Source organism: Pseudoalteromonas sp. NH0006-46, assembly GCF_057547735.1.
Genome location: NZ_BAAJML010000001.1, coordinates 902,274 through 922,715, shown reverse-complemented (window position 1 = coordinate 922,715; position 20,442 = coordinate 902,274). Strand labels below are relative to the sequence as shown.

At 38.8% G+C, this 20,442-nt stretch carries 14 protein-coding genes and 3 pseudogenes; 5 read left to right on the top strand and 12 right to left on the bottom strand.

Translation table 11 applies throughout. From position 1 onward, the window contains the following. Positions 1 to 50: 50 nt before the first annotated feature. The 7 genes and pseudogenes from AC27I2_RS04295 to AC27I2_RS04265 form a co-directional block, all read right to left on the bottom strand. The gene (locus AC27I2_RS04295; RefSeq protein ID WP_008467841.1) at positions 51 to 3,215 is read right to left on the bottom strand and encodes an efflux RND transporter permease subunit; all 3,165 of its coding nucleotides are present in this window, start codon (positions 3,213 to 3,215) and stop codon (positions 51 to 53) included. Positions 3,216 to 3,229: 14 nt separating this feature from the next. Continuing rightward, positions 3,230 to 4,972 carry an efflux RND transporter periplasmic adaptor subunit gene (locus tag AC27I2_RS04290; RefSeq protein WP_029773130.1) on the bottom strand — a complete coding sequence of 581 codons (1,743 nt, stop codon included), beginning with the start codon at positions 4,970 to 4,972 and terminating at the stop codon, positions 3,230 to 3,232. Beyond that, positions 4,972 to 6,399: a TolC family protein gene (locus AC27I2_RS04285; RefSeq protein WP_487203556.1), complete on the bottom strand. Its 1,428-nt coding sequence runs from the start codon at positions 6,397 to 6,399 to the stop codon at positions 4,972 to 4,974. Before AC27I2_RS04285 ends, AC27I2_RS04290 begins: the two co-directional genes overlap by 1 nt. Then, positions 6,399 to 6,896, bottom strand: coding sequence for a DUF411 domain-containing protein (locus AC27I2_RS04280; protein WP_004589252.1), 498 nt, complete (start codon positions 6,894 to 6,896; stop codon positions 6,399 to 6,401). The genes AC27I2_RS04285 and AC27I2_RS04280 overlap by 1 nt, the downstream gene beginning before the upstream one ends. A gap of 107 nt (positions 6,897 to 7,003) precedes the next feature. Next, positions 7,004 to 7,363, bottom strand: a complete 360-nt coding sequence (locus tag AC27I2_RS04275; RefSeq protein ID WP_004589251.1) for a hypothetical protein — start codon at positions 7,361 to 7,363, stop codon at positions 7,004 to 7,006. 119 nt (positions 7,364 to 7,482) lie between these two features. Continuing rightward, positions 7,483 to 8,658 (bottom strand): annotated as a pseudogene (locus tag AC27I2_RS04270) (IS4 family transposase). A gap of 852 nt (positions 8,659 to 9,510) precedes the next feature. Further along, positions 9,511 to 9,720, bottom strand: a complete 210-nt coding sequence (locus tag AC27I2_RS04265; protein WP_064664176.1) for a hypothetical protein — start codon at positions 9,718 to 9,720, stop codon at positions 9,511 to 9,513. 807 nt (positions 9,721 to 10,527) lie between these two features. On the opposite strand from AC27I2_RS04265, the gene AC27I2_RS04260 reads away from it, so the two are divergent. Beyond that, positions 10,528 to 11,406 (top strand): hypothetical protein, encoded by an 879-nt coding sequence (locus AC27I2_RS04260; protein WP_138529300.1) that lies wholly within the window; start codon positions 10,528 to 10,530, stop codon positions 11,404 to 11,406. 16 nt (positions 11,407 to 11,422) lie between these two features. Here AC27I2_RS04260 and AC27I2_RS04255 read toward each other — a convergent pair whose 3' ends face one another. The 3 genes from AC27I2_RS04255 to AC27I2_RS04245 form a co-directional block, all read right to left on the bottom strand. Then, positions 11,423 to 12,391, bottom strand: a complete 969-nt coding sequence (locus tag AC27I2_RS04255; RefSeq protein ID WP_138529302.1) for a replication initiation protein — start codon at positions 12,389 to 12,391, stop codon at positions 11,423 to 11,425. A 707-nt stretch (positions 12,392 to 13,098) separates the two neighbouring features. Beyond that, positions 13,099 to 13,383 (bottom strand): hypothetical protein, encoded by a 285-nt coding sequence (locus AC27I2_RS04250; RefSeq protein ID WP_024601268.1) that lies wholly within the window; start codon positions 13,381 to 13,383, stop codon positions 13,099 to 13,101. Positions 13,384 to 13,511: 128 nt separating this feature from the next. After that, positions 13,512 to 13,904 carry a hypothetical protein gene (locus tag AC27I2_RS04245; RefSeq protein WP_138529304.1) on the bottom strand — a complete coding sequence of 131 codons (393 nt, stop codon included), beginning with the start codon at positions 13,902 to 13,904 and terminating at the stop codon, positions 13,512 to 13,514. Positions 13,905 to 14,482: 578 nt separating this feature from the next. Between AC27I2_RS04245 and AC27I2_RS04240 the strand changes: the two genes are divergently transcribed. Then, positions 14,483 to 14,686 carry a hypothetical protein gene (locus AC27I2_RS04240; RefSeq protein ID WP_004589242.1) on the top strand — a complete coding sequence of 68 codons (204 nt, stop codon included), beginning with the start codon at positions 14,483 to 14,485 and terminating at the stop codon, positions 14,684 to 14,686. A 77-nt stretch (positions 14,687 to 14,763) separates the two neighbouring features. Here AC27I2_RS04240 and AC27I2_RS04235 read toward each other — a convergent pair whose 3' ends face one another. Next, complete coding sequence (locus AC27I2_RS04235; RefSeq protein ID WP_004589241.1) at positions 14,764 to 16,413, bottom strand: recombinase family protein; 1,650 nt, start codon at positions 16,411 to 16,413, stop codon at positions 14,764 to 14,766. A 71-nt stretch (positions 16,414 to 16,484) separates the two neighbouring features. Here AC27I2_RS04235 and AC27I2_RS04230 point away from each other — a divergent pair. Continuing rightward, positions 16,485 to 16,724, top strand: a pseudogene (locus AC27I2_RS04230) (endonuclease III); the annotation flags it as partial. A 186-nt stretch (positions 16,725 to 16,910) separates the two neighbouring features. On the opposite strand, the gene AC27I2_RS04225 reads toward AC27I2_RS04230, so the two are convergent. Next, entirely contained in the window at positions 16,911 to 17,837 is a 927-nt protein-coding gene (locus AC27I2_RS04225; RefSeq protein ID WP_487203555.1) for a sensor domain-containing diguanylate cyclase, read from the bottom strand. A 317-nt stretch (positions 17,838 to 18,154) separates the two neighbouring features. Here AC27I2_RS04225 and AC27I2_RS04220 point away from each other — a divergent pair. Continuing rightward, positions 18,155 to 18,247: pseudogene (locus tag AC27I2_RS04220) on the top strand (endonuclease III); the annotation flags it as partial. Positions 18,248 to 18,503: 256 nt separating this feature from the next. Beyond that, positions 18,504 to 20,414, top strand: a complete 1,911-nt coding sequence (locus tag AC27I2_RS04215; protein ID WP_487203554.1) for an aminotransferase class V-fold PLP-dependent enzyme — start codon at positions 18,504 to 18,506, stop codon at positions 20,412 to 20,414. Positions 20,415 to 20,442: the final 28 nt, after the last annotated feature.

Here is a 20,442-nt window from a genome sequence, read left to right as displayed (position 1 = left end):
TACCTCTATTTTAGTTTATTGAAATTGCTATTTATGGTTTCTTAACTTCGCTAAGCATTACTTTTTAGCTCCGCCTTAGAAAGCTCCTTGTTAAAGGCGTTTAATTCTGGCTTTTTAACGATTGAGTAAATTACTGGGAGCACAATAAGAGTGAGTAGCACAGCACTTGTCATTCCGCCTACCATAGGTGCAGCAATACGACTCATAATCTCCGAACCTGTTCCTGTACCATATAAAATGGGCATCAAGCCGATAATGATTGTTGCAACTGTCATCATTACTGGACGAACTCGTAAGCCTGCACCGTGCAATAATGCATCTTGATATGCATCATCAGAGATAGGTTCAGCTCGCTCTTCAGCTTTTTCCTTAAGCTCAGCAAGTGCCTGATTGAGATAGACCAACATTATCACACCAATCTCAACCGCTACCCCAGCTAGAGCAATAAAGCCCACGCCAACAGCCACAGAGAAGTTAAACCCTTCCAGATACATCAACCATAAGCCACCAATCATCGCCATAGGCAAGGTAACGATAATGATAGCCACCTCACTAAACGCTCTGAAGTTTAAGTAAAGTAGAATAACAATAATGGCGAGTGTTAAAGGCAATACATAGGTGAGCTTTTCTTTCGCTCTTTCCATATATTCGTATTGCCCAGCCCAAGTAATTGAATAACCTGCTGGTAGTTTTAGATTATTAGCCAAGTGTATTTTTGCACTTTCAACATAAGTACCTACATCAACACCGTCTATATCGATAAACGTCCAGCCATTTAAACGAGCATTTTCACTCTTAATCCCCGGCGGACCGTTCTCAACTCGAATATCTGCGACATCACCTAGTGCAATGCGTTGACCACTTGGTGTTACAACAGGTAATCGTGATAGCTGCTCAGGAGAGTCTCGATAGTCTTGCGGATAGCGTAAGTTAACAGGGTAACGCTCTTGACCTTCTACCGTTTGGGTAACGTTCATACCACCAATAGCTGTAGAAACCACTTGTTGAACATCTTCGATGTTTAACCCAAAGCGACTTGCCTTATCGCGTGAAATATCAACCTTGATATATCGTCCACCTGCAACTCGCTCTGAGTAAACTGATGCTGTGCCTGTAACTTCGGGTAAAATTTGCTCTATTTGTTGGCCGATTTCCTGAATCACATCAAGCTCTGGTCCGGCGACTTTAATACCCACAGGCGTTTTTATGCCTGTTGCTAACATGTCGATTCGAGTCTTGATTGGCATAACCCAAGCATTCGTTAAGCCCGGAAACTTAACCAATTTATCAAACTCAGCTTTTAACGATTCAGTAGTCACACCCTCTCGCCACTGCTCTTGTGGCTTCAATTGAATAAAGGTTTCAATCATGGTTAAAGGTGCAGGATCGGTTGCAGTTTCAGCTCTTCCTACTTTACCAAATACAGTTTCAACTTCTGGCACAGTGCGAATAAGCTTGTCTGTTTGCTGCAATAACTCCCTTGCTTTACCAATTGAAATACCGGGATAGGTAGTAGGCATATACATGAGATCGCCTTCATCCAATGGCGGAATGAATTCACTACCAATTTTATCGACAGGCCAAAAGCCAACGATAGTCACTAATATTGCTGCTACTATTGTCGATTTTGGAAACTTCATGACTTGCTTTAAAACAGGCATGTAGATAGCAATCAATAATCGGTTTAACGGGTTTTTCTTTTCAGAAACAACTTTGCCTCGAATAAAGTAGCCCATCAAAACAGGCACCAATGTGATCGCCAAACCTGCTGATGCCGCCATTGCATAGGTTTTTGTATAGGCGAGCGGAGAGAACATTCTTCCTTCTTGCGCTTCCAAGATAAATACAGGTAAGAATGAGACTGTAATGATCAGTAAGCTAAAAAATAGTGCAGGGCCTACTTCACTCGCAGCCTTAGCAACAATTTGCCAGCGATTTTCATCTGTTAGTGGTGTTTTCTCCATATGCTTGTGCATATTTTCAATCATCACTATTGCACCATCAGTCATCGCACCAATCGCAATAGCGATACCGCCTAAAGACATAATGTTGGCATTGATGCCTTGCATATACATGATAATGAACGACACCAAGATACCTAATGGCAGAGTAACAACTGCCACAATAGATGAGCGAAGATGAAATAGGAAAGCCACACAGACAATAGCAACGACTGCAAGCTCCTCTAGCAACTTGCTCCAAAGATTATCAACAGCACGATCTATTAACTTCGATCTGTCATAAACAGGGACAATCTCCACCCCCTCTGGTAGAGAAGATTTAAGCGATTCAAGTTTTTCTTTTACCCCGTTTATGGTTTGTTGAGCGTTTTCACCAAAGCGCATAACGACAACACCACCAACAACTTCGCCTTCACCATTAAGCTCTGCGATACCACGGCGCATTTGAGGCCCTAAATTAACGGTAGCAACATCACCAATACGCAATGGCGTGCCTTGTTCGTTAATACCAAGTGGGATTTTCTCTATATCACTAACTGATTGAATATACCCCGTTGCGGTAACCATATATTCAGCTTCAGCCATTTCCACAACGGATGCGCCAGTTTCTTTGTTCCCTTTTTGTAAGGCTATTTGTATTAAACTTAGAGGAATATCGTAAGCTCTCAATTTATCAGGATCTACTTGCACTTGATACTGCTTAACCATACCACCAACGGCGGCAACTTCGGACACGCCCGGAACAGTTTGTAGTTCATACTTTAAGAACCAGTCTTGAATGCTTCTTAATTGGCTTAGATCATGGTTTCCAGACTTATCTGTTAAAGCGTAAATGTATACCCAACCCACACCTGTTGCATCAGGTCCTAATTGAGGTTTTGCCGAATCAGGCAGGCTTGATGCTACTTGGCTTAAGTATTCAAGTACTCTGCTTCTAGCCCAATACAAATCAGTATCGTCATCAAAAATAATGTAGACGTAGGAATCACCAAAAAATGAGTAACCACGAACAGTTTGCGCCCCCGGCACTGATAACATCGCTGTAGTAAGAGGAAATGTCACTTGATCCTGCACTACTTGTGGTGCCTGTCCCGGATAGCTCGTCTTAATTATCACCTGCACATCAGAAAGATCGGGGAGTGCATCTACTGGTGTTTTTTGTAATGAATACAAACCACCAAACGCGATAATTAAGGTAATCAACAAAACAAAGAAACGATTGCCGATAGACCATCTAATAATTGATTCAATCATTATTTTTCTCCCACTTAATGATTAGAATGATCAACAGCAGCTTTATTTTCCTTGCCGTGTTGTTCATCTGATTCAAGAGAAATGTCAGTGATAACTAAGTCATCTCTAACCTCAAAAGTGAAAGTGACATTATCACCGACATTGAAATCAACCATTTCTATATTGTCCGCGACGATAAAATCCATCGTCGCAGCAGGTCTATCCCATTTCTCTATTGGGCCTCTGCTAATATTTAGAATCCGTGTATCAATATCAATCGCATTAATCAAACCAGATACTGTTGCTGATGATACTTCAGGCTCACTCATGATATGAATTCCAGTAATTTCATATCCACCGTCTTCGGTTTTGCTCACTTCAAAGTGCAAAGATTGACCTGACTTTAATGAGTCAATATCGACTTTTTCAGCCACAGTAAAATCCATAACCATTTCAGGCCAATCCCAAGCTTCAGCAGGGCCATGTGAAATATTAACCATGCGGTGCCCTGCCATAACACTATTAACATCCCCTTGCATCCAAACAGAGTTAGGCACTTCATCATGAGTCATTCGTTTAAAGTCAGAGCTTTTACTTGATTCAGAATCAATCAAGAATTGGGCAGATGTCACCACAACGTCATCTTCATTTAAGCCGTCTAATATTTCGATGCTGTCGATATCAACCCGGCCAATAGTCACTTCAATAGATTTAAATTGCCCATCACCTAACGCAAGTACTACTCTGTCCTGTTTACCTGTTCTAATAACGGCTTCTTTAGGCACGAGGATGGTGCTATCAGCTTGATTAGCGTGAATAGAGACTTGTGCAAACATATTTGGTTTTAATTGATAGTCTGTGTTATCAAATTTCAATCTCACTCGGAGTGTGCGTGTTTTACTGTTCAATGTTGGATAAACATAATCAACGACACCAGCCCAGTCCTCACCGGGTAAATAATCCAGTGTCATTGATACAGGAAGTCCTTTTTTAATTAAGGCTGCGTCACGTTCAAACACTTCTGCTTCAACCCAAACTTGATCTAGCTGGCCAATGCTTAATAAGGTGTTTCCCGGCTTTACATAAAAACCTTCTCTAACCTTCAAACCATCGACAACACCTGCTTGTGGTGAATAAAAGGTAATTGTTTGCTGAACCTTTCGTGTCTTTTCTAGCTTTTGAACAAAGTCTGCTGAAAGCTGTAACGCTTTTAGGCGATCTTTGGCTGCTGAAATTAAAGAACTATTGTTGCGCTTTAACGCTATTAACAGCTCTTCCTGAGCATTAACTAACTGAGGAGAATATAGTGTATAAAGAGGCTGCCCTTTCTCTACAGGGTTACCTGCTGCTTTGATGTAAAGTTTATCAATCCAGCCATCAACCCGTGGGTGGATATGAATTAGCTTATCTTCATCATATTGAACATAACCTACCGTTGAGATTTCAGTATGCATATTTTTCAGTTCAACAGGTGCAGTGCGAACCCCAAGGTTATTCACTACATGAGGCGCAATTTTTACTGCTCCGGGGCCAAAGTCATCACCAGATGATCCTTCCTCATACACTGGAATTAGATCCATCCCCATAGGCGACTTACCGGGCTTGTCCCGGCGGTAATTAGAATCCATCGGTGCAACCCAATACAGAGGCTTTTTTTCTCCTGATGTTGCTTCATTACTATTACTGTTTGAGCCAGTACCTTGATATAAGCTCAATGCTCCTGCACCTAGTGCTGCCCCAATAATGACGGCAATAATTGTTTTCGTATTCGTTGACATTATTTTTCTCCAAATTGCTTATTGGATAAGTGCTGATTAGTTTTGTGTGAAGTTTGCATCGACTTATGTTCAGCATTTGATTTAGATTGAGAGTGCGCAAAGAAATAGTTGATACGAGCAACTGTTTTAAGTGCGTCAACATCAATTCTTAAAGCTGATATTCTGGTATTTAATTCGGCAATTCTTGCTCGAACAACTTCGGCAAAATCGCCATCATCATTTGTGTAGGCTGTCAATGACGCTTCTGCTTGGTCATGAGTTTGTTTAAGGAGTTGTTCTTGATAGATAGATTGTCTATCTGATAAGCGTTTAAGCTGTCTTAGTTCTTTTTCTAAAACACTGATCATTTGCTTTGTCAGTAATAGTTTCTCGGTTTTAATAGTCTCTGAATCTGCAATAGAAGCTGCAACTTGCTTATCTTGTCTGTTCTCGGTAAACAAGGGTAAATCAAACGTTACCCCAACAGAAAATAAATCAGCTCGGCTATCACCAGAGGGCATATTGTCGCGATAGGCATAACTAGCATTAACGCCCCATTGCGGCTCATATTGCTGTTTGGCTAACTCAATTCCTTTTTCTGAAGCTTTGCGTTTTATATCAATCGCAAGTATGGCTGGGTGATTCGAAAGCTCCTGAGCCAATAGATTTCTTGAGTAATTAGATGCTTTTAGGACTGTTGGATTATTCAATTGAATCGAAGGCAATTCTTTTGAGACGCTAAACTCTAATGGTTGCGCGTCAAAGTTGAATGATTCATTCAAGCGATCTTCATCGTAAATATGAAGCCACTCATTGAGACGAGCGATTGTCGTTTCTAGTTTCTGCTTTTGCGAAGTTAATCTGTCATCTAACTGCACGATTTCCAACTGAGCACGAATAACATCTTGCTGTCTAGTTTTACCAACAACGTTTGAATAGCTAGCTTTAGCCACTTCCGCCATCTGCTCAAAGAGAGACCAATCATCTTCAATCAATTTAATAGTTTGTTGGGCTAAGTAAGCATCTAACCAAAGTTGTGACACTTGGCTTTTCAACTTAGCTTTACGATCCTCTCGTAACAGTGGAAATTTCGTGGACTCAATTTGTAACTGGTCTTTCTTGATCTCTAGACTGTCGCCTCTCGGAAACATTTGAGAGACGCCAACCTTTAGCTGAGTCATTCCTTCCTGATCTAAATCCCAAGTATCTGTTGGTAAATTCATTATCCCTAGCGATACTTTCGGATCAGGCAAAGTACCTGAAGCAATACTTCTATTTTCAACTGCACTTTGTTTCAATCGGCTACCATGAAGCCAAGGATCATTTTGCTGAGCTAAGGTGATAGCTTGTTCAAGCGACACTACTTTCTCAGCTTGAGCTGAGAATACAGATAAGCCGAGTATTAATGCAGTTGAAAGTGAAGTAAGGTTTGAAGAGTTCAATTTCATTAGAATTGCTCCTCGTATGTCTTAACTTTTGCATAGACTTTGCTCGTTCCATCTTTAAATAGAATTAACACGTTGTATGGCATAAAGCGGTCATCGACTTCCATACCGGGAGAGCCAACTGGCATTGCTGGAACTGAAAGCCCAATCGCATTGGGATGTTCTTCTGATAAGAACTGCTGAATAAATTTAGCAGGTATATGACCTTCAAAGGCAAATCCATTTCTACTCACTGCCGTGTGGCATGAACGGTAATTAGGTTTGATACCATACTTAGTTTTGATGTTGCCGATGTTTCGGAAATCTTTGGAATGCGCAACGATCCCTTTGTCTTCAATATGAGTTATCCATTTTTTACAACACCCACAAGTAGGGGTTTTATAAACGATTAACTCCAAAGGTGTTACGTCGTTATTGTGTGCATGGTTATGTTCGTTGGCGTTTGCAAACGCAGGTGAAAGCAGCATTACTACTGCTATTTTTAAATACTTATTGATCATTTTTGCCCCCAGACATCGCTGGAAAATATCTATAGCGCTACGACGCTATATTGACTAACAGAAAAATTAATTACATGTGCGAGAAATTTGGACGCACTAATCCTGTATTAGGCAAAAATTGGTGGACGATAAAGGGAAGTGGAAATTGAATGAGGTTGTTTAGATTGCAGAGCAGCTACAGATTCACTGAATATTTGAATATCTGTCGAATCAATACTGGAATTTAGGACTGTCGTAGATGAGCAAGCATTTGCAGGACAAATACATTCAACGTCACAACAATCTTCTGATTGACCATTACTGCTTTTATTCATATCACCATGATCCATGTTCATGTTCATGTTCATGTGTGATTCGTGAGAACCTGATGACATTTCGCAAGGCATAGCAGAATACGCAAATGCTTGCCCTACAAAGGCAACCAGCATAAGCGTCATTACTAAGACTTTTGAAAATGCTTTAGACATAAAATTCTCTTACAAATATACATCTCCAATACTAATGCAAATTTTTGACTAAGTCAATTGATGCTGTATAAACATTTATGAATATTTGCTGAGGGATCCCCTCGAATTTGACCATAGTATCAGCTCTTTTCCAGTTTGATGACACCCCAGTCAAACTCTGCGGCCCAGAGCGTGACTTGCCGTCTTGCCGCTTGTATCTCTTCTTCAGTTAAGCCCAGCTGGGCGGCCTTTGATAATCGCATTCCCAGGTAGTTAAATGAGAGTACTCGCCGATGTTTGATGCTGTTAGCCTGAAACTGCAAGTGCTTCCCGGCCAGCTCTGCCGCCAGCCCTATCATGTAATGCAACCAATTTGCCAGTGCCGCCAATAGCAACAGCACTTCCAATCGTTCGCGTTTATAAGTACGGTGGGCTTCGCTACCTAAGCCATAGGTCTGGCTTTTCTGGTCGCGGAAGCTCTCTTCTATTTGCATGCGTTTGCCGTAGCATTTGGCAATCTTCGTCGCGTAATCGAAGCAATTGGGCAAGGATGAGACCAACAACCACGGCTCTTTATATTGCTTGTGTTTGTCGGATTTTCGCAGCTTCCAACCGGTGCCCACCAGCACGGCTTGAGTGCGATATTGCTGGGCTTTGGTCAGCTTAACCTCACCCAAGACTTGGGGCGTAGGGCGTGCTTTTTTGTAGGCTTTGGCAACCGTGATATAGGCATCCTGGCCGGGTAGTTGCAGTGTCTGGTTGCCACGAACTCTGGCAATGTAATGCCAGCCGAGCTTACGTATTTGCTTAAACCACGGCACTTTAAAACCCGCATCGGTAATAATCACCGGCTTAAAGTCTGCCGGCAGTACCTGCTTTAACCGGTATAAAAACGCCCTGTGTACGTGTGGGCACGTATACTCGTCCATCGGCACAACAACTTGATGTAACGTCAGTGGGCGACCTTCCAGCGCCAGGCTGGCACGCAGGATAAAATGGCGCTTTTCGGTGTCGGCATTGCTCCAGTCCACTAAAATCAGCGGCTGTTTGCCCTGACGTAGCAAGCGGGTCATTTCGCCATAAATAAGCGGCGCCTCTGCTTGAAGCGCTTCATTTCTTAGCAAACGGTCAGCTCGTTTGATGCCGTGTTTTTATGACGTTTCACTGTCAAAATTACGGCCGATAGCCGTTACCGTGCATTGGCCATTCTGCATCAAGCTTTGTACTGCCGCCCCCACAGCTAAAAATCGGGCTTTGTGCATACATTTGGGGGTGACAAATGAGAGGAAATCGGCGAGCATTGTTTTTACATTCATGGCAGCATTCATGGTTAGGTGTTTTTGGCGAAAGATCAGATCGGGAACTGCCATGAATGTTCCCTTCGCCTCTAACTATTTGTTTTATCTACGCCATTCGTGGGGATTCGTCAGCTATATTGCTTTAATTAAACTTACAAATACTTTTAGGTACATCTGATATTTGTGCAAGCTATAAATTCGTTGCTCACCATTGACTAGAAGTGTCCGCTTTTGGCACTCTCCAGCCACTCGACAACATAATAATTGGTAAAGTATTTTACTGTGTCTGATGGCGCTTAGCTTATCCGACCTACTCTGGCACTAACTGAAAATACTTTTACTCTAAATTAAAATTGAAGCTCTAATCAAAAATATCAATTTTTGTGCCCTGTTTTACTTCAAATTGTAGTTATTCTCAAGCTGTGGCTCAAAATCATCTGAAATGATGGTACCCACAAGCCCACACTTGATATCTAATATTTCATAATTTATACGTTGATGTTTGTCGAATCAAAATATTTTAACTAGCTTAAAGGCAGACTGGTCAAAAACTTAAATACTTATAAAACTAAAAAAGCGCCTGATTAACTCGGAGCGCTTTGTGTTTAGGACAAATAAACAGGTTTTATACAAATTTAAATAACAAATATTTGAGCGCTATCTTCATACTACGCTTATTGCTTTGGCAATATTGCTCATAGTTAATTATGCCAATAGCCATTTTGCTACAGAATAAAGTGAGCGAAATAAACCACGCAAAATTTTGAGTTGATTGATATTGAAAAAATAGTATAGCTGAGCCAATGAATGCAATAGTCGAATAGACGACTTCTATTCGATATTGATTAATAGTTTTCAATATTTTGAGCATTAAAAACCGTCATCGAGCGGGTCAAAAGCATCAAAACAGTCATCATTGTTTGAATCGGCTATCGAATCTTCAATTTCATAAACGGTCATTACTCGATTAGATTGGCCCACCACATTGCCGCCAACATCAACAATATTACAACTCGCATTCGTAATAGGCAGACCGCTGGCTGGATTAATCGCGATATCAGTAACGTCATTATTTTTCATTTTTAAACCTTATTAGTCATTAATTTGCTTTCAAATTTAATGATTTCGTGATAAAAAACAAACCGTTTGACTGCGCAGCTCAGCAACAAACGGTTTGAATTAAGTAATTAGCCCTTCCCTTATTACACCTAATTTTATTAAGTAAAACCTTTTATTCTTTTTCTAAAAAAATTCATTAATAAGTTTATTTTGGAGGCGGCTTTTGTCTGCAAGACAGGTTTTTTTAAACGCATTTTTCGGCACGAAAAACTGCAAAATAGCGCCTCAGAATGAGGCCAACAAGCGCGTAATGTGGTGTAGGCGAAGCCGTAGACACATGGAGAAAGCGCGAATGTACAGCTGGTCTGTACTGACCGCGATAGTGTTTCGCATCAGCGAAATTCGATTAAAATTTGGCACAAATTGATATCGAACCATCTATTTTCGTAGAAAATAAAAGCGAAGAAAAATGCGGATAATGGGGCACCCATCGCATTGTCTGAAGCGGCAGTATGGCGGTCAGTACGGAGCGTAGCTCGTACATTCGCGCTGGGTATAAAACGCTAGCGCGATAGCGCGTTGAGCCAGCTCGTTGCGGAGCAACACCAGAGCTGGCGGGCGTTTTAGACCCTATGGTTGAACAACGAAGTTGAGAGACCATCAGCTGAAAGCTGCTTTTGTTGCGATAATTATCGCGACAATGATTCCGTGCATGCTGTTAAAGCATCTCGGAATGAAAAACGGGGTTTAAGTCATCAAATAACGGTAATTTGTGTACTGTGATACTAGTTAATTTTAATAATTAACTCACTAAAAGGATTTTGTGAATTGACTCAGAAACCATCAAAAGATTTAGAAACGAACAACCTACTTCTCACTCACTACCCTCGCTATTTTGATATTGATATGCGGTATTATCCAGGCGCAAACAATCATCAAAAAGGGGTTAACCGAACTAGGTTGACCGTATTAATCGCGATTCGATTTTCCATTATTACCCCAGGCATTGTTCGTTGGTTATATGGCATCAATCATCGGTTGGCATTAGAGCATTTAAACCGGCTAGAAAAGGATAGTTTGCTGCGTGTGGTAAAAACACACCGCAGTCCAGATGGTCGCGTCTATGTGCCTACCTATACTGCTGCCAAATTCGCAGAGGAATTAATGGGCATCGACGTGCATTTTAGGAGCAACAAAAATCCTTCTTTGCAGTTCAATCAAAATAATATAATGCATAATCTAATTAACGCATTTGTCATGCTGCGCGGTATACACAATTATCACAGTGATGAAACGTACGCCCCAATGTGGAGTGGATTCATTACCGAGCCTGAATTTAAACGTATTAATAACCTATCTGATACACGAACGGTAGATGGTGCTGTACGACTCCTAGATGGCTCTGTTGCAGCAATTGAGATTGAGCATTCGTTTAAAAACAAAACTGCACGACAAGTCATTTTGCTAAAATATTTGGCCTCGTTAAAAAAAAGCGATTACAGTAAGATTTTTTTATTCTCTCAGTCGGTCAAAATTTTTGATGATATAAAACGATTACATGAGCAGCTACTTACGGAGCTACCTGAACGTTACGACAAAAAAACACGAGCACCACTTCTCAGTGAAAGTGATGCTGAGCTGCTGCGTGCCTCAATAATATACCGTACTAAACTGTGCACTGAAATTGAGAAAATGTTTTACTCGTAATGCAGTAGTATAAACATTAAGTCGTTATGGTTTTTTTGTTCAATTGTTTAGAGTAAAAAATCTTAGTTTCATCGTCACCAAGGATTTTTGCATACGTTATACAGCGCCTAACATCGACTTTTGCCAACCTAAAATCAGGGTTTTGATTCTGTTTTAACAACTCATAGGTTCTTAATAGCTTGAGGTTTTCACGAGCCCAGACACCTTCTTTAGCTGACCCTTTTTTGACTTTAGGGCGGCGAAATAGATTCGGCCGTGCTATATGTTCACTTTTACTAGGGCACTGGGTGATGTACGCAAACTCAATCGCAGTAATACAATTGCCCATTTTTTTGGGCCTAAACGTTACGCATATATCTGTGTGGGCATTGATTTTTTCAATAGCCGGTAGCAATACGCGATTTTTAAAATCCCGCCATGCTCCGTATGATTCAGATAAAAATAATCTCTGTTTCATCTCTGGTAGTTGTAAATTCAGGACTACAGAGCCCCGTCGTTTGTAATTTTTATAATTTCGCACCTCGTTTAGGAGTGCATACAACCGAAATGATGCTAACGTGTTAAGTTTTACTGTGTTATGAAAATATAATCTTGTGAAATCACCCTCAATATTAAAAATATAGGGCTCGATGTCTTTTGAGAACTCCAATGTGATAAACGAGCCCTGATTTTTCACCTTTTCATATCTTGCATTGCTCACCCAGGGGATTGAAAGCGACGTCCCACTATCGTCTAAAATAGTGACAGATTTATCTCTTAGTGACTCTGCAGCTGCGCTCAGCTGCTCATAGACACTGCTTTTATTGAGGCCGAAACACTTGGCATATTCCGTTGGATAAATCACAATTTTTCCTGGGTTAGGCTTTTTGGAATTAATTTTAGACAGCGCTAGATTTATTAATCGCTGCTCATTAATATCGAGCGAATAACCCGCATGTAGTAATTTATTAGCGAAAACAATTTTTGGAGAATTTTTACTGCTCATCTCTCTACCTCATTTCTAATTGATGGTGTTATGCTAACCGCGACCCAACCAATAAAAGAAATTTCGGTAAGTTTTTTGGTAAATAAAATTTTTATTTATTCACGGTAAAGGTGTCCCCCTAAACCGTATAAATTGCCTACTCATTTCGTATAAAGTGCCACAATAAACATATAAATTGCCCACCAAACACTTAAATATTTCATTTCATTACACAAGCTTATGACCCTCTAAAAGTATTAAAATAGAAAAAGATAAAATAAAGGCTCATTTGGCACTTTTATAGATTTATTAATTCATTTCTGGCGGTTAAAAAAATAAATTAATTATTTTTTATTTTTTACCTCGCCAATATGATTTGTAATGAGGCTACTGAGTGAACTAACTGACTTACTGAAATACGCAAAAGGGAGATAGATATAAATCTACCTCCCTTGTGCATTTGACCTCTAAGCCTTGCCAAACATGATTACAATGACTGCTCTTTTGAGCCACCGTAACGACCCCCTGTATTTGCGCAGGACTCCCTCCCAGGTTTGATACTCAGTAACTGAGTAAAATGCCCTATTAAACGCTATTGCAGTTAGGGCAGCGAATCAGCAAATAATGATTCACGGCATATTTGGGGAGACATGATTAGGCTGTTATTTTTGTTTTGAAAATAACTATTTTGGCCTCAGTTTCTGTAGCTAACTTTTTCCAATTTGACCCTAAGAAAAAACATCATCCTCGAAGTCACATGGCAGCTCCACCCGCTCTACTGGGTCGCTAATCAGGGCATGCATCAGCTCGTAGGTAAACTTTCGCATAGCATACTGATTTAGCTCTTTATTCGCTGTAATTTCAGGGCCAATTACCTCCCATAGCTCATCTAAATTCGCATTATCACTGCGTAATTCTAATAAGTTTATCTGATGGTCATTCGTGGTAATTACTCGGCAAAATGTTTGTAATAAATTTAAAAAATCCAATGTTGATACGTATGCATGTTTCATGTGTTCACTATCCTTGTGTGTTTTGTTATCAAAATCGATAACGTATTAGTAAATAAAATCAGACATGGGTATTTAAAACGGTTTACGAAAAAATTTTTAAAAAAGCGAACAAATGTTCGCTTAGGGGGTTATGCATTGTCGATAATATCGACCCAATCACTTTCTGCTGCTGCAAAAAATGTTGTTGGCGTTTGCATAAATATTTGCTGAAACTCCTCAGAGAACAGCTCACAAAACTGTGTTATTTGCTCTATGTAGATAAGTAAAAAAAGCGTCATGTCGTGCCCTTCTAAATACCTATTCTCAAAACTTGGATTTTTTTCCAACATACTATTTGAAATACTAATGCCAAGTATTTTTCCAACGCTATCTCTATGTAAATAGATGTAATTATTGAAATTTAACTCTAATGTTTGTTCATTAACTACATCTGCTAACAATAAAATTGTAGAGCAGTCATCCCACGGAGATCTACTGGCTCGAACGTATTGGCGAATAAATTGAGATTTAATATTTTTCATGATTTGTCCTCGTTAATTGTCCTGAAATTAACTAGGGCCATGCGATGGGTAAAAATAGAAAATCACGTTTATGTAGGCTAAATTTGCAAAAAGAATAAAAATCATTAAGGTTAAAAAAGTTCCTAACTTTGAGGTAGAACAATATGACTGATTATATTTGGCTATTACCTGCGACCATACTAACAATAGTTTTAGTCAAGCTTATTAAAAAGTCCAGAAAGTAAACCTACACTTTAAGTGCATAAATAATTCAGTGTGAAAAATAACTTAAGCCTACCTATTGATAATAAAAATATTGAACAATTAATGAACCAACCCTAACGATCGCTTAAAAAAAACACAAATAAAATTACTTTATCCTCCATTTATCTAAAAAAAATTAAATAAAATTTTGTATATTTTTCTGAATTTTAATCAAGATGAAACGTAAATCTCCATTTGGCGGAGGTATTCAGAAGTTCATCAAAAAAATCACTAAACTTTTGAAATTTATTGAAATTAGTTATCATAGTACTATTAGTTTGATTAATTAAAACTTCAAGCTAACCAATTCTTTTTTTAATAAATTAAAGGTTTCTATGCAAATTATTTTTTCTAATAATGATGGACTTCAAATGCAAAAAGGATTTGCGCTAGCGATAATTACCAATCAAGGTAAGATTATTCAGTCAGGAATGGTTGTTGAGTCAATGGTCTTTGAAGCCATGTTGGCCCACACTATTGAAACCTTTTGTTCTAAGTTTACAAGTATTGACCCTAATTATTTTAAAGAACCTCAATAGCTAAGCCCTTTAGCTAAGTAATATTAAGTATGGCCTGTTGCAAGGTTAAACTTGCAACTGACCTCTTCGTAATTACGTCAAAAGTCATAACCACTAACTAGCTCACCAGTATGTTTATGCAGACGTAACAAACGCCTCTTATCATTATGAAATTCAAGTAAAAGCTCAAAGTAATCAGCATTTGAGGTACCTAACAGACGCTCAAATACATTATTGAGGCCACCTTTATCGCCGCTAAATGTATTTAATTGTAAACTGATGCTTTTAAAAGTGTCTTTAACTAGTTGACGAATAGCTAGACGTTCGTCGTTGGAAAGTTTTATAAGGTTTTTAGTAATTGATAACCACCGATCAGTTACTTCATCACGAAATGAGTTATCAATTCTAGCTAACTTATTTTTACTAATACTAATCTGCGACTCAACATCACGTGCCTCAGACTCAAGTTTGGATATTTTGTTAGCAATGGCCTGTGGCGGAGTTCCATTTAAAGTCAGAAGAGCCTCAGTAAATAAATCTATATCACCATTAATTTTAACTAAACGCGCCCTAAGATTAGCCTCTTGGCTGTTAATGGCCTCCCTATCTCCACCTTTTAACAAAATACGCTGTAGGTTAACCTTATCTTGGCAAAAAGTGACAACTGCTTTTTCTATCACATCAATTTGGACGGTTGAATTCATTTCACAGTTATTTTTTCGCCGTGCTTCAACACAGCCATATCGTTTATGGCTGCTTTTTACTTCATTCAAACATTTGTTTCGATAAACAACATGTGAACCTACAGACTTTCCGCAATTGCCGCATTTAAATACACCTACCCCAGATAAAATACCAACAAACTTCTGTGATTGTTTAGTAGCGCCACGCTTAGATGAATCAGCGACTAAAAAGTTAAATTCAGATTCACTCATCAGCGGAGGATAATAACCTTTAAGGCCATACTCTGCATTCCCTACTTTTACATTGAGCTCACCAATAAGTGAACGACGCTTAACCTCTTTATATACATTGGCACCAGTATGATGAATAGTGCCTGCACCAAACTCACTATTAATTAACATTGCTATTTTTATGCCGCCATATCCTTTTTTAAAAAGCTCTATTTTGCGGAGCATAATTTTTTTATGATGTGGCTCAAATTCAAATATTTTTTTATCATCATTCCACACAGTCCAACTAGGCGGCTTACCACAATTTACTCTGAATCCACGCTTGCCCGCACTCCAATCATCACACTGCTGTTTCAATACATCTCGTACACGTTGAGATTTGGTTTCACTCTCTTCATTTGCTCGCATGAAGATCATCAACATGGCAAGTAACTCAAACGGGTTTTCATCAATAAGTTGGCTGTTATATTCTTTGTTGTCTATTGCGGTTATTACTGTAATACCAGCATTGATTATCTGAGTTACAATACTTGCGCATTCTGAGACCTTCCTTCTTGACATTCTATCTAGACTTTCAATAAGCAAAACTGAGCCTGAAGGGATATTACCGTCCTCTATCGCTTTTAAAAATACTCCAAATGCACCTTTTTTAATATTATTTCCATGATATGCACTAAGGCCTAGATCTCTCATTGTAAGAGACTCATCCAATAATAATCCTCTTTCCTTAGCTACTTTATTTGCATAATCTAATTGCCTTTTAAGGGAATGTCCCTTGGCTTGCTCTTGAGTAGAAAATCTCACATAGCTGAACAACAAAGGTTTTTCTGACATAGGGCTTTTCAAATCGTTAGTTATCTATTATGAAAGGACTGTATCACAATCTAGTTTAATTATACATTGTCTGGCCGACCATAGCGGTGGACACACACATCGACCGCGTTTCAAATCGCACTAAGTTTGCCATGGGTAAAAATGTGGTTGAGGTCGAGAAAAAACTCGAAAAAGTGGTACCTGCCGAGTTCAAAGTAGATGTGCACCACTGGTTGATTCTTCATGGCCGCTACGTGTGTACCGCCCGTAAACCTAAATGTGGTAGTTGTATTATCGAAGACTTGTGTGAGTTTAAAGATAAAACTGACTAGCCTAGAGCAAATAATATTAATCAATAAAAACAAATAACCAGAATAAAATTTTGCACTCATCACAGCCATTGAAATTTTGCTATTGAACCTTCTATGATACACGCTTACAGTCAGTGGTGAGCGTTATGGCTTTCAATTTAACTTTTGCTACCTTACTAATTCTTTAATCGATTAAAAACAAATCATTCACGCTATAACTACTTTGTTTCGACCAGAGTTTTTAGCTTCATATAGAGCAACATCAGCTCTTTTAATTACTGATTCATAGTCTTTATCGTCAGGCGATATTTCCCCGCCCCCAACACTCATTGTTACCTTTATTTTCTGAGTGCCATGCTGGACAATACTCTTTTCAACAGCTAATCGAACTCTTTGAGCAACAATAAACGCGTCTGACTTCTCAGTATTGGGAAGTAAGGCAATAAATTCTTCGCCACCATAACGTGCTAAAAAATCAATGTCTCTTAAAGACTCTTTTAAAGTGCAGGCTAAGCTTTTTAATAATGCATCACCACCATCATGACCGTATCTGTCATTCACCTTTTTAAAAAAATCTATGTCGAGCATAAGGATACAAAAAGAAACCTTATCTCTCTGAAACATATCAAAAGTTCTCTTCATTACCTCATTAAAGTACCTTCTATTGTTAATCCCTGTTAATTCATCATTAGTAGCAAGTTCATTTAACTTTTTAGTGAATAATACTTTTTCTGTGGTATTAATTGCTATCCATAAAACAGCCCTCAAATCAGACTCATGTTGCTTTAGTGGGACTATTCTCCCTTGATAAAACTGATTGCAGCAAAATTCAGGTGAAAGATGCTTCTTTTCTACTTCATAATCTACACAGGTTAGAGATTCATTTTCAATCGCCTTATTTATAGTATGTAAACATTTGTCAGCAACCTCTAATGGAAGTGTTTCGTGTAAGTATTGGCTTTCTCTAACATTGGGGAAGCAATTGACTTTATGGGAATTACCGCCAAGTACCCTAAGAATTAAACCGTTTTGATTGATGACAAAGATCGGATCAGGCAATGCATCGAAAAAGATGGTTAATACTTCTTTAAAATAGTCAGAAGTAAAATCTTCAGTGTACTGAGTATCTTTCATTCGACCTCTCCAAATTGTGTACGATTAATTAAATCTCTTTCATATGCTCGGTTGTTAATTGAGCTGCATGGCGCGCTGATGTCGTTTATGCTGTATTTAATAATATGACAATAACAATGCCAGTCAAGATCATCACCGCAAATGCTGTTCTAGTTTACATAAACTTTAAAACCTTCTTAATTGACCTAAAACCTCCTTTGCTTTGTAGCAGAAATAATGATCGACGTAAGTAATTAACTTCTCCATTTAGCTAACTATTTGACCAAAGAAAGTAGTAATCAAACCTAAACGTTGGGTGAATTATTATTACAGAAGAGCTTTACCTAGTACCTGCTGAATTCAAAGTTGACGTACACCACTGGCTCATTTTACATGGCCGTTATGTTTGTACTGCCCGCAAACCTAAATGAGGCAGTTGTATTATTGAAGACTTGTGTGAGTTTAAAGATAAAACAAAGTAAAAGATAAGTTTACGTATAGTGATCAACTTTTTACTTTAAAACAGTGGTAGGACATTGGCTTGCTTGAACTCTTATTGTGAATGAAACATTAAACATGGACGTGCATAAAATACAATTAATGCATATTTACAAAGTATTAATTTCACAAGTGCCAATGCATTGGTTATGCTACTGAGTATTATAAGCTTTTATTACGAAACCCCTTATGTTGCCTTTACTGCGTATATTATTAATTGAGCAAGACCAAGCCACTTTAAAAGAGTTGTCTACAAACCTTTCTAAAGCGATACCAAATTTTGAGCGAGATGATATCCATATCGATATTCTTGAGCGTTTTACGCTTAAAGATGCGATAACAAGTGTTGAAGAAGATGGTGATATTCAGGCTGTTGTACTTAGTTGGGATTTACAAAACAAGGTTGGGGAGCGAACGTATAGCCGCTTTATTGAGCAGTTAAAGGCCATTCGATTAGAACTTCCAGTTTATGTAATTGGCGATGATACTAAAGGGCTGGAAATAGTTAACGAGTCAGAAGAAATTGAATCGTTTTTCTTTAAAGACGAGGTTATTTCTGACCCGGAAGCTATTTTAGGCTATATGATCAATGACTTTGACGATCGTTCAGAAACCCCGTTTTGGACTGCGTATCGCCGTTATGTTGGCGAGTCGAACGATTCATGGCACACACCGGGCCATAGCGGTGGCTCTAGCTTTAGAAACTCGCCTTATATTAAAGACTTCTATCAATTTTATGGCCGCAATGTGTTTGTTGGCGATTTATCGGTATCTGTCGATTCCTTAGGCTCTTTATCTGATAGTACTAATACTATTGGGCGTGCTCAAGAATCTGCAGCGGCAACGTTTGAGGTAAAGCATACCTACTTTGTAACTAACGGGTCTTCTACTTCAAATAAAATTATTTTACAAACCCTGCTACGCAAAGGTGATAAGGTCATTATTGACCGTAATTGTCATAAATCTGTTCATTATGGCATTTTACAATCAGCCAGTTTACCCATTTATTTATCGAGTATATTAAACCCTAAATATGGTATTTTTGCGCCACCTTCGTTAGCCGATATAAAACAAACAATAGAGCAAAATACCGACGCAAAACTACTGGTGCTTACCGGCTGTACTTACGATGGGTTGTTAAGCGATTTAAAACAAGTTGTGGATTTTGCCCATCAACACGGTATTAAAGTATTTATTGACGAAGCCTGGTTTGCTTACTCTTTGTTTCACCCGAGCCTGCGTTACTACTCAGCCATTCATGCTGGAGCCGATTATGTCACTCATTCAGCACATAAAGTGGTATCGGCGTTTTCACAGGCGTCTTATATTCATGTGAATGATCCAGACTTCGATGCAGATTTTTTTAGAGAAATTTACAGTATTTACGCCAGTACATCACCCAAATATCAGCTTATTGCCTCGCTTGACGTATGCCAAAAACAATTGGAAATGGAAGGCTATAAATTACTTAATGCCTTGTTAAACCATGTCGACGAATTTAAACAACAAATGGCATCGTTGAAATACATTAAAGTGCTGGGTAAAGACGATTTTATGGAAATATTTCCACACTTTAGTGAAGATAATATGGGTCACGATCCACTAAAAATCCTAATCGATATTAGTGAATTACCCTACTCATTAAAAGACATTCATAAGTTTTTATTAGATGAAATTGGCCTAGAAATAGAAAAATATACTCACAGTACAATTTTGGTGTTATTAACGCTTGGTGGTACTCGTTCGAAAATCATTCGTTTATACAATGCATTAAAAAAACTTGATAGTGGGAGAGTAAAACTAGCCAAATCAACAAGGCGCTCTCGCTTGCCAGAAAGTTTACCAGCCATCGATTTAGCGTGTATTCCGGGCGATGCTTTTTATGGCGAACGCGAGTCGGTGCCTATTGCTAAAAGCAATAATCGTATTTGTGCTGGCTTAGTTACCCCCTATCCTCCTGGTATACCGCTATTAGTTCCGGGGCAACACATCACAGAAGAACATATCGAATACTTAAAAGAGCTTGCCGGGCAAGGGTTAACTATTCAAGGTAGCTTTGATGGTGAAATTTATGTTTTAAAAGGTAAAGTAGAAAAATAACGAGTTGTGTACCCACTCGCTTAATTAA

What these genes read in the sequence shown, in the direction of transcription:
- AC27I2_RS04295 (WP_008467841.1), bottom strand. Translation starts at nt 3,215, where the DNA reads ATGATTGAATCAATTATTAGATGGTCTATCGGCAATCGTTTCTTTGTT.
- AC27I2_RS04290 (WP_029773130.1), bottom strand. Translation starts at nt 4,972, where the DNA reads ATGTCAACGAATACGAAAACAATTATTGCCGTCATTATTGGGGCAGCA.
- AC27I2_RS04275 (WP_004589251.1), bottom strand. Translation starts at nt 7,363, where the DNA reads ATGTCTAAAGCATTTTCAAAAGTCTTAGTAATGACGCTTATGCTGGTT.
- AC27I2_RS04245 (WP_138529304.1), bottom strand. Translation starts at nt 13,904, where the DNA reads ATGAAAAATATTAAATCTCAATTTATTCGCCAATACGTTCGAGCCAGT.
- AC27I2_RS04255 (WP_138529302.1), bottom strand. Translation starts at nt 12,391, where the DNA reads ATGAGCAGTAAAAATTCTCCAAAAATTGTTTTCGCTAATAAATTACTA.
- AC27I2_RS04265 (WP_064664176.1), bottom strand. Translation starts at nt 9,720, where the DNA reads ATGAAAAATAATGACGTTACTGATATCGCGATTAATCCAGCCAGCGGT.
- AC27I2_RS04235 (WP_004589241.1), bottom strand. Translation starts at nt 16,413, where the DNA reads ATGTCAGAAAAACCTTTGTTGTTCAGCTATGTGAGATTTTCTACTCAA.
- AC27I2_RS04225 (WP_487203555.1), bottom strand. Translation starts at nt 17,837, where the DNA reads ATGAAAGATACTCAGTACACTGAAGATTTTACTTCTGACTATTTTAAA.
- AC27I2_RS04280 (WP_004589252.1), bottom strand. Translation starts at nt 6,896, where the DNA reads ATGATCAATAAGTATTTAAAAATAGCAGTAGTAATGCTGCTTTCACCT.
- AC27I2_RS04285 (WP_487203556.1), bottom strand. Translation starts at nt 6,399, where the DNA reads ATGAAATTGAACTCTTCAAACCTTACTTCACTTTCAACTGCATTAATA.
- AC27I2_RS04250 (WP_024601268.1), bottom strand. Translation starts at nt 13,383, where the DNA reads ATGAAACATGCATACGTATCAACATTGGATTTTTTAAATTTATTACAA.
- AC27I2_RS04240 (WP_004589242.1), top strand. Translation starts at nt 14,483, where the DNA reads ATGCAAATTATTTTTTCTAATAATGATGGACTTCAAATGCAAAAAGGA.
- AC27I2_RS04215 (WP_487203554.1), top strand. Translation starts at nt 18,504, where the DNA reads ATGTTGCCTTTACTGCGTATATTATTAATTGAGCAAGACCAAGCCACT.